Origin of the sequence: Sulfidibacter corallicola (genome assembly GCF_017498545.1) — a bacterium.
Classification (GTDB): domain Bacteria; phylum Acidobacteriota; class Holophagae; order Acanthopleuribacterales; family Acanthopleuribacteraceae; genus Sulfidibacter; species Sulfidibacter corallicola.
The window spans coordinates 961,087-976,581 of sequence record NZ_CP071793.1 but is presented as its reverse complement, the minus strand read 5'-3'; the positions used below and the strand labels follow the sequence as shown (position 1 = coordinate 976,581).

Below are 15,495 nucleotides of genomic sequence, written 5' to 3'. Positions count from 1 at the left end.
TCTCCCCAGGCTAGCCCCTCCCGGGCACCGGCCGGTTTCGTGGTGTGGCGCGCGACCATCACAGCGAAAGGTTGGGTCCATGAGATTCGTGAACGAATGGGACACGCTCGACGTCTTGGCCGAGGCCCGCGCCATCTGCCGGTTCGGCGACGGAGAACTCAAATACGCCTTGATGAAACAGCCGATCGTCGCCCAGCGCATGGACGAGACCCTGCACCTGCGCCTACGTCAGGTTCTCGCCAACGACCAACCCGGCGTGCTGGTGGGCATTCCCCCCATTTACACGGAGCTCTCCAAGCTCAACCTGGACTGGATCAACTTCTACATGTGGCGCGAGCTACGCGACAAGACGAATCCTTATTTCCGAGGGAGTTCAGCCACCTGGTATTCCTCGTTCATCACCCGCCCCGAAGGCATCGTGGGCTTGATGAGCGATGACTACTTCGACCGCTTCAAGGAACTGTGGGCCGACAAGCACCTGATCTTCGTGGGCAACATGCGCCACGTGCGGCAGCCGGGCTGGCACTTGCACTTCCTCTCGCCGACGGAACTGGAGCACCACGAGCTCTTCGATAACGCGGCCTCCGTCACCGTCATCCCGACCCCACGCAAAAATGCGTGGGACCAGTACGACGCGTTGCTGTCCGAATGCCGCGAGCAGGCCAAGAACAGTGCGGACAAGGATTGCCTGTTTCTGCTGAGTGTCGGCCCCACCGCGACCGTGATGGCCTGGGACCTCGCCCGCGCGGGCTTGCGCGCCTTCGACTTCGGTCAACTGCCCATGATCTACGACCTGTTTCGCCACGGCGGGCAGCCCAAACACGTGCATCTCCAGAAGTGGGGCGAGCGGCGCCACCAGGCGAGTGGTCCCGTTTTGGATGTGGTGGTGACCAGTCCCGACCGCGAGGCCCTGATCGCACTCTCGCAGTTGCTGGAAGGATTTCGCATCGACCGCACGACCCGCTTGGAGCTGGATGCCGCGACTCTCGAGAAAGCGGCGAAGGTGGGCTCTTCCCTGCCCCTGCTGAAACCGGACGCAGAGGTTCTCTCCGTGGCCTGGCTGTTGCCGGGCCTCGTCCCGGCCGAGGGCCCCTTCGCGACCATCCTCATGTCGCGCCACCCGTTCGAGGTCATTTCCCATTGGTTCCACACCGAACTCCACCGCACGCCGCTATTCGAGGCGCTTCAGGCTCGCTCGCCCTCGCTTCGGCATTGGGACGACCCACTCCACCAACTGACCGCCTTCTTCGTGCTCTGGCACCAGCAGCTTCGGGACAGCCTCACCACCTCCTCGCGATTTTTCCGCTTCCGCATGGAAGACCCGATCGGCGACTGGGCCGACCAACTCTCGGTCTGGGGTCATCGGGGCAATCCCGATCTCTCCAAACTCCACCTACCCGACCTCCCCTTCGAAAAGGTACGCGACGTGTCCGCCGCCCTCAAATCGGATACCCTGCGCGAGGCGTTCACGGGCCTCATCGAATGGCTGGGCTACGCGCCGGACCTGGCCCTAACCGCGGCCGGTCGCTCCATGGCACTGAAGGAACGCGGCATCACCCCGTTACCCGGTTTCCAACGCCAGGACCTGATCAACCAGGTCATCGAGCCCGAGCTCCAGGGCGCGCTCGTGTTCGATATCGGCGCCAATCAAGGCAACATGACGCGGGTCTACACCGCCGCCGGGGCCCGAGTCGTCGCAGTGGAACCACTGGAACACCTGACCTGCAACAACGAAAATTTCGGGCCCCAGGTCATCGTCGAGAATGTCTGCGTGGCCGATCGCGAGGGCCACATCGATTTCTATCAGTGCGAGGTGGAAGCCTCGTCGAGCTGCAGCCTCGAATGGCAGGACGGCCTGCTCCGGGACGAGCGCGAGTGGTCCAAAGCCATCGTCAAACCCTGCCTGACCCTGGACACGCTGATCGAACGTCACGGCCTGCCCACCTACATCAAAGTCGACGTGGAGAACTTGGAAGGCCTCGTCCTGAGCGGACTCCACCAGCCGGTCGAACTATTGAGCTTCGAATACACGGGTGGTTATTCGGAGAATTTCAAGACTTGCTTGGCGCAAATCGAACGCCTGGGTTTCTCGGAACTGATCGCCTTCGAAAAAAACAAGATCGGCAATCGCAAATTCGCCCGCCTGGTCCAATTACGCGACATCGAAGCGGCACATCAATATTTCGAGGGGCTGCCGCGGTTCCAGCAAGGCGATTTTCTGGTGGTGAATCGGTCGCCGTCCCGTCCGTGAAGATCGGACGAACGGGTGGAGGCCGAGACGCCAGTCGAGGGTCGCGATGTGAATCGCCATGGACCCACATCGCGACATAGCGCTTTAGATCGAATCCGAAACCGCGAACTCTTGAGACATGGTGTTGTCCATCAGACAATCACGCAACTCGTTGTATTCTACAGGTTTGGTTAAGAAGCGCGATGCGCCGAGATCGAGATAATGTGCGATCCCGTCATATCCGGAAAGTTCGGAAAGCATGATGATCGGCAAGTCCTTGTGATCCTCACGCCCCCGAAGAATTTGAATCAACTCTTCACCACGTAATTCCAGCAAATCGACGTCGAGCAAGAGCAAGTCAACTTCGGGATTGTCTTCCAATACCAGCAAAGTGCGGATGCCAGTCGTGCACTGAATGCAGAAAAAGCCCAGCTCCTCGATCGTTTTCGCGATCGTCGCCCGTTCACCTTGATCGGGCATTGATAGAATGATCTTCTTCATTGCAATCTTTCCTCTTTTAACAGGTTTTCCGATTGGAATTGATTACAACCCCATAAAAACACACTCCCCCAAGCTAGAAAGTTTCCCGAGACACATAACTAAAAAAGGCTTTAAATCTTCCTTTTTATGTGACAAGCGTCACGCCCAAAATTTAAGTCCGAAGGGTGGCTTTCGCCGCCTCTCCCGAAGCGCGCGGTCGAACCGATCCAAACCACCGAATCTCGGCCCCAAACGACCCTGGATCCCCCGTCACCAAAAGGATTACAAAAAAATAATCTTTTTGATCACGGGCCGGAAAGCCCCTATCGTGAGACACGAGGAGCCCGAACCAAGGAGCTCCGCAATCTGACCGAACGCCCCGGTCGCCACCAGGCCCGAACGGTTTTTCGCGACGCTCTCGAGAAGGTCGCGTGACGGGCTCTCGACTCGCGAACCACGAAAGATTTCGCACGTGGTTTTCGCGAAATGCGACATGCGAGCATGACACAGCGGTCGCCCGATTCCGCGAATCGACGGCAAAACGAAGCGACCCCCCACACGCGAAATCCCCGCCACGCCACGGCGACAACACAGCGTATCGACACGCAATCTCAATATCACCGCCCGTATTGCGACATCTCAACCCGCCGCCAAGGCGATGCATCAGACAAGCAACCCCAATCCCACCTCCAAACCAAGAGGAGTCCCATGCGTTCACTCCCGGTCCTGTTGATGTTCGGTCTCGTCGGGCACCTGCTCCCGATCGAGGCGGCCACCGAAAAAGTGGTGGCCAAAAAAATGGGTTCGCGCTTCGAGATCACGGCGGTCCACCCCGACGCGGCGGTCGCCCGAGCCGCCATCGAGGCGGCCTACGCGGAAATCGATCGGCTCGAAGCGATGATCTCCAGTTGGCGCGACGATTCCGAAACCACTCGGATCAACCGGGCCGCGGGCCGGCATCCGGTGGCGGTTTCGCCCGAACTGTTCGGTCTCATCCGTCGCGCGTCGAAGATCTCGGCCCTGACCGACGGGGTGTTCGACATCAGCTTTGCCGGTGCCGGTCAGCTCTGGGATTTCAAGGCAGCCGATCCCAAGCTCCCCGACCCAAAAGACCTCGCCGGCAAACTCGCCTTGGTGGACTACCGTCGCATCGCCTTGGACGCCCCGAATCGGACGGTGTTCCTCGAAAAGCCGGGGATGCGCCTGGGTTTCGGCGCGATCGGCAAGGGCTTCGCGGCCAATCGCGCCGTTCACGTGCTGAAGGAAAGAGGCATCTCATCCGGGGTCGTGAATGCGGGCGGGGACCTGGTGGCGTTCGGGCAGCGCGAAGACGGCAGCCCCTGGTCGGTCGCGATCGCCGATCCCCAAAAGAGGGATTCGGTGTTCGCCTGGCTGAACATTCGCGAGCAGGCGGTGGTCACTTCGGGCGACTACGAGCGGTTCGTGACCATCGACGGCAAGCGCTACAGCCACATCCTCAACCCCAAAACCGGATTTCCTGCAAACGACCTTCGCAGCGTGACCATCATCTGTCCCGACGGCGAGGTCGCGGACGCCCTGGCCACGGCGGTCTTCATCATGGGTCGCGGCGCCGGCCTGGACCTGGTGAACCGGCTGAAGGGCGTCGAGGCGATTCTGGTCACGGCGGAAGGCGAACTGCGCTACTCGGACCAGATCCAAACCCAACTCGACTTCTAGCGATCCCGGGATCGGGCTGGGGCGCGAGACGGCCGCTTCCCGATCGGCAACGGAACGCGAATTCATTCAGACACCCAACGTCACCATCACAAAGGAGAACACTCGATGAACCGGCGTTTTCTGTTCTTGGCAGCCTTGCTCCTCATGCTGAGCGGCGCTGCATGCAGCCAGGTAAAGCCTTGGCAAAAAGGCACCTTATCTCTCGATCCCATGCAGGTGGACGACTGCATGATTCATCGTTTCGAACGCAATGTGGAAGTATACCGGGAAGGTGCCGCCGGCGGGAACGGCGGTAAATCGGGCGGAGGTTGCGGATGTTCGTGAACCCTCGTACCTGCCTGCTTCCGTGGCTGTGCCTGATGCTCGCCACGGCGCTTCCCCTCAGTGCCCAGAGCGAGGACGCGGGCAAAGGCATCGAAATCGATTTTCTCGCGAGCTACTACGACCAGGACGGCGACAACTCACCGGTCACCGGCGGTCGCGGCAGCGAAGAGCTCCAATCCATCTCGCCGGTGTTCTTGGTCAAATACACCACCCGATCCGGCTGGGACCTGTCGGGCAGCCTCGGGGCGGACAACATCACGTCCGCCTCGACCGACAACATCGACCTGGACCGGAACGGGGTCAACATCAGCAGTGCCAGCCGTGTGGACAATCGGGTCTTCGCGACCTTCGCGGGCAGCAAAGCCTTCGGAAACCAGACCTGGGGCGGCAACCTGGGGTTTTCCAAGGAATACGACTACCGTTCCCTGAGCGGCGGGTTCAACTGGAGCCTGGACCTGAACGGCAAGAACGACACCCTGGGCCTGGCGCTCAACCGCTATCAGGACGAGGTGGAGCTGTACGACATCGACGGCCAGGTGGAGGGTACCAGCGACCGCGAAACCACCGACCTGTCGCTCTCGTGGTCTCATGTATTCTCGCCCAAAACCGTCGGCATAGTCGAACTTTCGATCAGTGACCAGAGCGGTTGGTTGAGTTCACCGTTCCAGGAAGTCATTCTGAATACGGGCGAACGGGTGCAGGAGCGCCTGCCCGATGCGCGCACGCGCACGGCGCTGCGTTTCAGTGTGAACCACGCCTTCACGCCCGGCGTGGTGCTGCGCGGATACGCGCGCTATTACGACGACGATTGGGACATCACCGCGACCACGATCGAACTGGAGCCCCACTTCCGGCTGCCAGGCACGCGGCCGCGCTGGATCTACCCGATCCTGCGCTGGCACAGCCAGGACGGCAGCAATTACTTCGGCTTGCCGGAGACCTTCACTCCGGGGACCGAATACTACACGGCCGACCGCGATTTGAGCACCTTCGACAGCATCAAGTTCGGCCTGGGATACCAAACCCCGCTAAACGGGTCCCGCATCAAGCGGTTCCAGGCCCGAGCGACCTACTACGACCGAGACGACGGGCTCACCGCCTTCAACCTGTCGTTCGGTTTCGGGTTTAATATGTAACGTGGCGCAGCGGGCATCGCCCGCTGCCATCCAGTTCCGTGATTCAATGATTGTCGGGAAAAGGAGTCGAGCATGAGAAAAACCGTCAGCCTTTGGTTGGTGACCCTGTTGTCGCTGGGAATCGGATCGATCGCCATCACGGGGGAACGCACGACGGACCAGAACGGCACCGCCTACGGGCCCGATGCGCTGACCGGCAAGGTCACCATCGTCGATTTCGCGGCCTCCTGGTGCAAACCCTGTTGGAAGGCCTTGCCGCACCTTCAGCAGTACGCGGATCGGCATCCGGAGGTACGGGTGCTGGTCGTTTCCGAGGACGACAGCCGCAAGGGACGCGACCGACTGGTCAAGAAACTCGGCTTGCGCGTCCCGGTGATTTGGGACGCGAACCACGTCTGGGCCGAAAAATTCCAGCCGCCGGGCATGCCGACCACCTTCGTGTTGGACGCCCAGGGCAAGGTGGTCCACCAGCAGGTGGGCTTCGACGAAAAGAAGTGGGCGAAGACGCGAAAGGTGCTGGCCGAGCTGAGCGAGTCGACCTCGCCTTGACGCGGGGGAGTCACGACGAACGGGGGCGCCCAGCTCGGTCCCCAGAAAAAACCCCCGCGAAGTCGCAAAGTCCAAAGTCCCCGCATCCCGAGAGGGGCGTTACGCCTGTAGGTTCACCAGCTTGGTGAACCAATCGAAGCGAACCCTGCGCCGACGTAGCGCAACCCCAAAGAGCGCAACCGATCACTCCCCCTACCGCCCCCCAGTGAAGCCGCTAAGTCCAAAGTCCCCGCATCCAAAGAGAGGCGTTAAGCCAGTAGGTTGGCCCGCTGGGCCGACGCGTCGAAGCAACCCAAGCAACAGCAATCCATTGCGCCAAAGAGCGAAGCACAGAATCTCCCTCACGCCCCCAATCGGAAGCCGCAAAGTCCAAAGTCCCCGCATCCAAAGAGAGGCGTTAAGCCTGTAGGTTCACCAGCTTGGTGAACCCATCGAAGCGAACCCTGCGCCGACGTAACGCAACCCCAAAGAGCGCAGCCGATCACTCCCCTCACCGCCCCCCAGCGAAGCCGCAGAGTCCAAAGTCCCCGCATCCAAAGAGAGGCGTTATGCCTGTAGGTTGGCCCGCTGGGCCGACGCGTCGAAGCAACCCAAGCAACAGCAATCCATTGCGCCAAAGAGCGAAGCACAGAATCTCCCTCACGCCCCCAATCAGAAGCCGCAAAGTCCAAAGTCCCCGCATCCAAAGAGAGGCGTTAAGCCTGTAGGTTCACCAGCTTGGTGAACCCATCGAAGCGAACCCTGCGCCGACGTAGCGCAACCCCAAAGAGCGCAGCCGATCACTCCCCTCACCGCCCCCCAGCGAAGTCGCTAAGTCCCCGCATCCCGAGAAGGGCGTAAGGCCGCACTCAACCAATCGAAGTGACCCAGCACGGATTGAAATCGATCATCGAGAGATCCAGAGGACCGACTTATCTACTTCGCTCTTCTACCACTCGATCTCACGAAGCCTGGGCCGCTTCGAAGTGCCGAGCCAGCGGCCATACCGACCGTGCCCAACCAACTGCCGAGCCGACTCTCGAAGCATTCGGGCACTTCGAGACGGTGTCGCTTCGACAAGTTCATCCGGCGGATGAACCTACCGGGCACCACACATCTCTCGGCATTCGGGCACTCCAAGGCGGCTTGTTTTGAGACTCGCCTCGGATCTTTTGCCGGTACTCGACGTGACCACCGTTCCAAATTCTGTAGTCATGCCGGGAACATCCCGACATGCCTAAAGAAGCGATTGCGCGTTGGTTTTGTAGGTGCGGCCGGAACGAAAGCTCCTGCCATCGCTCATGTTGATTTCGAATTCGTTGTTGCCCAAGTACTTGAGGTGTGCGACAAAGTTCCGATTCAACAACGTCGATCGATGGACGCGGACAAATCCCGCGGGTTGGAGCTTCTTCTCCATATCGAATAGCGTCGCCCTCTTATAGTAGACCGAGTCCAAAGCGCGGATTTTCACATAGTTCCCATCGGCCTGAATCCATTGAATACAGGGCGGCTCCAAAAAGATCGAGCTCCCATACAGGTCGATGGCGATTCGAGAATCGCGCTCGCCGACCATGCTTCCCTCGGGATTCGCGGCCTGTCGCTCCCTGAGCGCCACATGGCGCCGCGCCCGTTCCAAAGCCGCGTAAAACCGCTGGTTGCGAAAGGGCTTGAGCACATAATCGAGAGCTTCGTACTCGAAGGCCCTGATCGCATATTGAGGATAGGCCGTGACCACGATGCAAAAGGGTCCGAATGGCGGGGTTATCTGGCGCAATACGTCGAACCCGTTCAGTCCGGGCATTTCGATATCGAGAAAGATCAGGTTCGGTTGATGTGCGAACAGCGCCTTGAGCGCTTCGTCGCCATTGCCACTTTCCGCACAGACCACCACATCCGGCTCTTTTTGGAGCAACCGGCGAATACGGCTCCTGGCCAGCGGTTCATCATCGACGATCAACGCCGTCAAGACGCTATTCATCGATCGAGACCGGTAACACGATTTGGACCACAAAACCCCGATGGATCCTTTGCGTGGTCATCTCGAAATCGCCGCCGTAGAGCACGTCGAGTCGTTCCTCGAGGTTCGCCAGGCCAATCCCGTGCCCCTCGACATTCTTGTCCGGAATGTCCTCCTGGCAGCGGTTGGTCACCCGGAGCGCCATCCGGTTCCCATCTCGTTTGGCTTGAATCTCGATCTCGCACCTGCCCGTGGATACCGCAACCCCGTGTTTGACGGCGTTCTCGATCAAGGGCTGAAACAGCAAAGTGGGCAGCTTCTCGGTGCTGATTCCTTTTTCGATATCCAAATCGAAGGCGATGCGGTCACCAAAACGCATCGATTGGATCGCAAGGTAGTTTTCGGCGAAGGCCAACTCCTCCGCGACCGTCGCCATGTCCTTTTTCTGGTGATCCAAGGTGTAGTGGAACATCTCCCCGAGCCGACCAAGGTAGTCCTGGGCTTCCGCCACGTCCTCTTCCATCAACGAAGCCAAGCCGTTGAACGCATTGAATAAAAAGTGTGGCTGCATTTGCATTTTGAGAGCCCTGAGATCGGCGATCGCCTTTCCTTTTTCCGCCTCGGCACGCCGCACGGCTTCATCGCGCAGGCGTCCCTCGAACCATAGCAGTACCACGACGGCCAAGGTGATGACATAGAGGAACAGGCTGCTCATCCCGCCCGTCACCACCCGGACGGTAAACAGGTCCGGGTTGTTTACGGGATTGAGGCGATGACCCATTTCGGGATCGACATAGGTCAACGCGGACACCAACCCGAGTTCGACCAGGGCGCGGTGCAACAGGCACAGGCACAGACCCATGGCGAAATGCTTGGCGAAAAAAGCGAGATGGTTCCCCTCGAAGGGTACGCGGCGATAGGCGCTGAACACGGCGGGTGCGAACAAGATCCACAGGAAGTACGTGAGCGGTTGGACGAGGGCGTTGTACCAGTTCGCCGGCTTCCCGAAAAAGTAGATATTCAGGGCGTTCACGGAAAATTCGACGGCCACGAAGGAGATGGCCAACACGATCCAGACGCGCAACAGGTTTCGATTACTCAAAAAATAGTGCATGGCTGATTGGCCTGTCCTCTTGGCCGGCAAAAGTCGAAACTGGGTTTCCATCCCTTTCGCCGATAACTGCGGCAATTCACCACAGAACGGTCGAAATCCGAAGTCACCGCTGACATGGATAGGACATTACCTTAGAGTCTCGTCTCTAGCCAACGGTTCGTCACCTGGCCCAACGGTTCATCCCATCCCCTACCGGTTCCCGGAAAACAAGTCCGTAGACTAGGCCTATCCAGAAACGAGCGCGCTGCGACACCCGAGCTTGGCCGGTGGCACGATCACGCGAGCGGGCCTCGGGATCGTCCCGGGGTTCGGGTTCGGAAGGGCGTCGTTTCGGGTTCTTCACCACGTGACATCCGGGAGGTTTCGATGATCCGCAAGCCCTTTTTCACCTTTCTGCCCCTGTGTTTCGCCGCATGGACCCTTTGTGCCGCTCAGGATCCGGTGGTGGGCCAGCCGACACCTTTGACATTCGCACAACGCGTGACCTTCGAATCGAAGGTCCTCGACGAGACGAGAACGTTCGACATCTTTCTCCCCGAAAGTTTTCACGAGGCCTCCCCCGACCATACCTATCCCGTCGTGCTGCTCCTGGAGGGCGAGTTTTTTCTTCCCGTTGCCGGGGCGGTGCGCCATCTCGGTTCGGTGGAGCGAATGCCGGATTCGATCGTCGTGAGTATCCCGACGTTCACCGACAATTACTATGCGCCCAACTACTATCTGAACGGGAGCAACTTCTGGCCAAAGGAATGGGAGCGCTTTTCCTTCGATGGGCCCGCCGAAAAGTTCACCGCATTTTTTCGACGGGAACTGTTTCCCTACCTGAAAAAACACTACCGCGCGAACCGGCACAGAACCATCATCGGTACCTCGGCGACGGCGGCCTACGTGTTTCACGCCTTCTGCCGGGAGCCCGGCCTGTTCAAGGCACACGTCGCCATTGCGGCGGGCGACTTTCTGGGCATGGGTTATGAACCCGGAAAGACCTTGATCGACGAGATGGTGCGCAGCATGGAGAAAGAACCGGAACGCGACGCGATCCTGTATGTCGCCTCGACCAAATCCGACGCTGTGTGGGCGCCTGAAATCGAGACCAATCTCGCACAACTCCACCAAAAGCTGGCGCCCTACGGCACCAAGAAGTTGACCTATATCTCCGAGCTGGTGGACGATCCCGGTCACTACGACATCGTGCTGCCCAGCTTTTTGAAAGTCGTAGAGATGATGTACCCGAAGGCGCGTTGGTCCGTCAATTTCCAGGAGTTGGAAAAAAAGAAAGGCAACGCCCTCCAGCATATCGACGCCCACTATCGCGCCTTGTCGCAAGACCTCGGTTTCACGGTGCTGCCCAAAGCCGACCGTTGGAACAGCGGAGACTGCCTGAGGTCGAGCGGCACACGGCTTCTGCGCCAAGGCCGCGTGGAAGAAGCGATTCAGGTATTGCGTCGATGGACAGGGTACAGGCCGCATTCGCCCAAGGCCCATATGGCCTTGGCCAAGGCACTGAAGGTCGCCGAGCGGTTCAAGGAAGCCATCTCGACCCAGAAAAAGGCCGTCGCGCTCGCCAAGCAACGGGATGCCGCACACCTGGACAAGTACCAGGAACTGCTGAACTCGTTGACCGGCAAGGCCAAAGCGCATCACTGACCGGAATTGCCACCGGGAGGGCGGGCCCGTCGTCGCGGATCGACTTCGGTGTGGGACTCCCCGTTCGGCGGTCTGGAGACCCGATTCAGCCGGTCGGGTCTCGATCGTCGTCTTCGTCCGTCGGCGCATCGGGGCGATCCACCTCCGGCGCGCCGCCCTCCCCGGGCCGTGCATCGCCCGGCGGCACGATCGGGGTCGGCCCGATGGGAATCGGCGTGATGTCGATCAGGAGTCGGTCGCCGTCGATCACGTCGTAGCCGCTGACACGACGCTGCAACTGGTTGAGGTTCTCCCCGATCAGGCGCCGCAAGGCCTGGTGGCTCGCGACGTCGGCCTTGGTTTCCACCTGCTCCCGCACTTCGCTCACCTTGGCGGCCAACTGGGTCATCTTGCCCTTGTCGGCCTTTTTCTTGATCGCGGTCGAGAGGCTCTCGAGTTTTTGGGCGGTTTCCGCACCGGCCTCGAGGAACCGCTCCTCCAGCACGCGCTTGCCCAGATCGCGTCCAATCCCGTCGAAGCGCCCGTCGACGCGGGTTTCCAGCTCGCGAAACTCGGTCAGGTCGACCTTGGCTTCGAGCCGCGTGTCGACGGTCTTCAAACGATCGCCGATCTGTCTCTGAAAGTGGGCGAACTGGGCCTGTTCGGCCTTGCCCGCCAAGCTTCGATCGAGGTCCCCGACCCGCGCATCCACCTGGCTCAATGCCGCCGCATCGGCCTTGTCGGCCAGCGCCGTTTCCAGGCGGTCCACGGCCCGGGTCAACTGATCGTTGCCCGATCGCCCGATCTGGCCAAGCCCCTCGAACACGGCCGGACCGCCGACCGCCACCGCCTCGGCGGCCCCATGCAGGCCGTTGCGAAATTCCGGATCGATGTCCTCATCGAGGTCGGCCAATCGGTGGAGCACCCGTGCCGAGGCCTGGTTCCCCACGAACCGCCCGGCGAGGCCGGCTTGGCGCTGCACGAAAATGCGGGTCGCGGTGGCGATGCCCGCGAAGCGAAGGGACAGGTCCGCACCGGCCTGCCGCAAGCGCGACAATTCGGCTTCGTAGCGGCTGTCGGCCTCCAGCTCCCGCTGGTAACGGGTCAGCCAGGGGCGCAGCCAATCCTTGAAGGCGAAATGCCACACCGAAGCGCCGTGGGCGGGCCCGTTGGGATCGTCGCCGTTGCGGGCGTAGGCCGTGACCGAGGTTTCCCAGGTCGGCCAGAGCCCGCCCAGGGCCCCGTCGGGTTTCCCGCCGGCCTCGTTCGCGACGAACTCGGCAAAAAACGCGTCCACCGCCTGCCGCAAGGCCTTGTTCACATCCCACTGGTAATCGCGGACCAGGGCACCGAACGTCGCACCGGCTGGATCCGGGCGCGGTGCGATGCCGTCGAGCCGCGCCAGTGCGCCCTGCAACGCGGCGTCTTCCGCGGGACCGAGACGCTGCCGCAAGGGGGGGTGGAGAACGACCTCGACGACGCCGTCCGGCAGCGTGGTGCGGGTCAGGCTGGTGCCGCGGCGGCGGCTGCCATCGGTGGCGTCGAGGTGACCCCAGGCGGCCACGAACGTCACCGGCACACCGGCGCGGGGGCGGCCGTCCAGGCGGCCGGTCACCTCGGCGCGCAGGCGCACCGGTTGTCCCAGGAAGGCGTCATCGCGGTCGGCTCGCAAGCGGATCAGGCAATCGGCTTCCAGCGTGCGCTGCAAGCCGGCGAGCGCGGTCTCCAGGGCGGCCAATCGCTCCGCGAGATTGGGCAAGGTCGTGGAAGTCATGGCTGCCTCCTAGGCGAGTGGGGGTACTTGGTTTGGTTGTTCGCCGGGGGAAAGGCTCGTCGGTTCGACTTGCGTTGGTGACGCAGATTGGTCTGGGCGACCCTCTGAGGATGCGGTGATGTCGAGACGACACGCTTCGAGATGCTGTTTTCCCGAGTCGGCGGTGCTTCCCCTCTGCCGAAGTTCCTCGTAAGCGGTGAAGTGCCTGTAGGCGTGGGGGCCGCCCAGGCCAGCTTGCTCAACCCTTTCGAGCAACTCGCTTTCCATTTGACTCCATTCGGGATAGGGTCGATTTCTCCGCTTTCCCTCACGGCCGGAATCCGGGGCTTCGCTCTTTTGCCCTGACATTGCCCGAGGCGGATCTCGCTTCGATTGGTGGAGCAGGCTGCTCCACCTACAGGCCTTGCGCCACTCTTCGGGATGCGGGGACTCCCCCGGGCTCGGCTTCGGCGTGTCGGCCCAGCGGGCCAACCTACTGCCATCCCAACCCTCTCCTGGATTCTGGGACTCCTGGGTGACGTCCTTCGTTTGGTGGAGCAGGCTGCTCCACCTACAGGCCTTGCCCCACTCTTCGGGATGCGGGGACTCCCATGGGGTGGGCTTCGACGTGTCGGCCCAGCGGGCCAACCTACTGCCATTCCAACCCTCTCCTGGATTCTGGGACTCCTGGGTGACGTCCTTCGTTTGGTGGAGCAGGCTGCTCCACCTACAGGCCTTGCCCCACTCTTCGGGATGCGGGGACTCCCGCGGGCTCGGCTTCGGCGTGTCGGCCCAGCGGGCCAACCTACTGCCATCCCAACCCTCTCCTGGATTCTGGGACTCCTGGGTGACGTCCTTCGTTTGGTGGAGCAGGCTGCTCCACCTACAGGCCTTGCACCACTCTTCGGGAGGCGGGGACTCCCGCGGGCTCGGCTTCGGCGTGTCGGCCCAGCGGGCCAACCTACCGCCATCCCAACCCTCTCCTGGATTCTGGGACTCCTGGGTGACGTCCTTCGTTTGGTGGAGCAGGCTGCTCCACCTACAGGCCTCTCGACCCTCTTTGGATACGGGTACGCCTGTTCGTGTCGCTTCGGTTGGGAATGGCATCTCAACCGCCGACGCGGAGGCGGTTTACGGTTTCCTCCAGGACCTGGAACCGGTTGGTCTGGTCGACGATGCGACCCACGTCGAGCCGGTTCAGTTCGCCGAACAGGGTGTTGGCCGCTTCCAATCTCTGGGAAACGTCCTCGGTCTGGGTCTGGACGCCCTTGGTCGCTTCGGTCAGGGCATCGAGATCTTTCTTGAAGCCGTCGACCTTGTCGTTCACGTCCCGACCCAGATCCTTCCCGGCCCGATCGATGGACAACGCCTGATTGGTGAAGACGTCGAGCGCGGCGTTATCGCCCCGCTCGCCGGAACGCACCTGCGCCACCTCCATCGACTCGCCGATCGCCACGGCATTGCCCAGTGCGTCGCGCAACTTGTCGAGGTGCGGCGGCGGATCGGCCACATCCAACTGCAGGAACGCCTCCCGCAGGGCACGGTATTGGCGGATGCGGCCCACCACCCCCTTGTCGGCCAACAGCTCGCGCGTGAGGTCCTTCAGCTTGAGCACCGCCGCATCGAAGTTGTCGTTGCGGTCGATGCGCCTGCCCAACCGCGCGGCCAGCTCCGCCGCCCGATCGGAAATGTCCGGCAAGAAACGCAAATCGATGAAGGGCCCGATCCAATCGCGGAAGGTCACCATCAAGGGTGCCGATCCACGGGAGAAATCGGCGGTGGTGGGGTCGTTGTCGTCGGTGACCAACGCGACCAGGGTCGCGTTGAAGTCGCGGAACCGTTGCGGCGCACGCGGCTGGGTGACCGGGCCGGTTCGGAACGGCGGATTGGGATAGTAGATGTCCACGAACTTCCGAAATCCCGGCGCCGTGTCGTAGGATTCGGTCAACTTGGTGAAGGCCTCGATGAGCGGGGCGTCCGCGGCCGTGGAAGCGGCGAGCAGGGTTTCGCCGATACTCTTTTGGCCGGTGAGGCGGATGTCCAGAATGTCGCGCACCTCCTGCTCCTCGTCGCCGCTGAGCCCTTCGATGTTGTCCGCGCGCAGCCGCACGCGGGCACGCCCTTTCTCGTCCACGCGGATCACGAGCGAGCGATCGCCCACCCCGCCACGCGTGTCGAAGGAGCCGGTGGTGACGAACTGTCCCCAACTGGTGAGCAACGTGACCCAGGGCCGCGCCTCGGCTTCGAAGGCATGCGGTTTCCCATCGAAGCCCAGCAGCTCGATCTCGATCTCCGCCTGCTGGCCCAGGCTGTAGTGTTGCCGGGTGGTGCGCAGGTTCAGGCGGAGGAAGGAATGGGTCAAGGCATGGACCCGTTCCTGGAGCGAATGGACCTGCGGTTCGATGAAATCCATGCGGTCCATGATGTCGTCCAGATCGTTGCGCAAGGCACCGAGCGGCACACTCAAGCGGTTTTCCAGTTCCTTGACCGCCTCGGTCGTCGCGTCTTGAATCCGGCCGTCGATCGTCTCCAGCAGGTCGTCGAGCGCATCGACCAAATCGTTCCAATGTCCGGCCCGAATCAGTTGGCCGTCGCTTTTGTTTCCCAATCGATCTTTCAAATCGCCCATGACGCACCTCCGGGTCCTGGTGG

11 protein-coding genes are annotated in these 15,495 nt (G+C 61.4%); 6 read left to right on the top strand and 5 right to left on the bottom strand.

The annotated features are described in order from the left end of the window. The first annotated feature begins 79 nt into the window (after positions 1–79). Positions 80–2,251, top strand: a complete 2,172-nt coding sequence (locus J3U87_RS02795) for an FkbM family methyltransferase (RefSeq protein ID WP_237381505.1) — start codon at positions 80–82, stop codon at positions 2,249–2,251. An 84-nt stretch (positions 2,252–2,335) separates the two neighbouring features. Here the strand turns inward: J3U87_RS02795 and J3U87_RS02790 are convergent, their stop codons facing one another. Further along, positions 2,336–2,731: a response regulator gene (locus J3U87_RS02790; RefSeq protein WP_237381504.1), complete on the bottom strand. Its 396-nt coding sequence runs from the start codon at positions 2,729–2,731 to the stop codon at positions 2,336–2,338. Positions 2,732–3,418: 687 nt separating this feature from the next. Between J3U87_RS02790 and J3U87_RS02785 the strand changes: the two genes are divergently transcribed. The 4 genes from J3U87_RS02785 (at position 3,419) to J3U87_RS02770 (ending at position 6,417) form a co-directional block, all read left to right on the top strand. Next, the gene (locus J3U87_RS02785) at positions 3,419–4,408 is read left to right on the top strand and encodes an FAD:protein FMN transferase (protein WP_237381503.1); all 990 of its coding nucleotides are present in this window, start codon (positions 3,419–3,421) and stop codon (positions 4,406–4,408) included. Positions 4,409–4,513: 105 nt separating this feature from the next. Further along, entirely contained in the window at positions 4,514–4,732 is a 219-nt protein-coding gene (locus J3U87_RS02780; RefSeq protein ID WP_237381502.1) for a DUF4266 domain-containing protein, read from the top strand. Next, positions 4,723–5,868, top strand: a complete 1,146-nt coding sequence (locus J3U87_RS02775; RefSeq protein ID WP_237381501.1) for a DUF3570 domain-containing protein — start codon at positions 4,723–4,725, stop codon at positions 5,866–5,868. The genes J3U87_RS02780 and J3U87_RS02775 overlap by 10 nt, the downstream gene beginning before the upstream one ends. A gap of 72 nt (positions 5,869–5,940) precedes the next feature. After that, positions 5,941–6,417, top strand: coding sequence for a TlpA family protein disulfide reductase (locus J3U87_RS02770; protein ID WP_237381500.1), 477 nt, complete (start codon positions 5,941–5,943; stop codon positions 6,415–6,417). A 1,216-nt stretch (positions 6,418–7,633) separates the two neighbouring features. Here the strand turns inward: J3U87_RS02770 and J3U87_RS02765 are convergent. Then, positions 7,634–8,374, bottom strand: a complete 741-nt coding sequence (locus J3U87_RS02765; RefSeq protein WP_237381499.1) for a LytR/AlgR family response regulator transcription factor — start codon at positions 8,372–8,374, stop codon at positions 7,634–7,636. Next, positions 8,367–9,467, bottom strand: coding sequence for a sensor histidine kinase (locus tag J3U87_RS02760; protein ID WP_237381498.1), 1,101 nt, complete (start codon positions 9,465–9,467; stop codon positions 8,367–8,369). Before J3U87_RS02760 ends, J3U87_RS02765 begins: the two co-directional genes overlap by 8 nt. 366 nt (positions 9,468–9,833) lie before the next feature. Here J3U87_RS02760 and J3U87_RS02755 point away from each other — a divergent pair, with 366 nt between their 5' ends. Beyond that, the gene (locus J3U87_RS02755) at positions 9,834–11,111 is read left to right on the top strand and encodes an alpha/beta hydrolase (protein ID WP_237381497.1); all 1,278 of its coding nucleotides are present in this window, start codon (positions 9,834–9,836) and stop codon (positions 11,109–11,111) included. Positions 11,112–11,196: 85 nt separating this feature from the next. Here J3U87_RS02755 and J3U87_RS02750 read toward each other — a convergent pair whose 3' ends face one another. Together J3U87_RS02750 and J3U87_RS02745 are read right to left on the bottom strand one after the other, a co-directional pair. Beyond that, positions 11,197–12,864, bottom strand: coding sequence for a hypothetical protein (locus J3U87_RS02750; RefSeq protein WP_237381496.1), 1,668 nt, complete (start codon positions 12,862–12,864; stop codon positions 11,197–11,199). Between the two features lie 1,087 nt (positions 12,865–13,951). Next, entirely contained in the window at positions 13,952–15,472 is a 1,521-nt protein-coding gene (locus tag J3U87_RS02745) for a hypothetical protein (RefSeq protein WP_237381495.1), read from the bottom strand. Positions 15,473–15,495 lie beyond the last annotated feature (23 nt).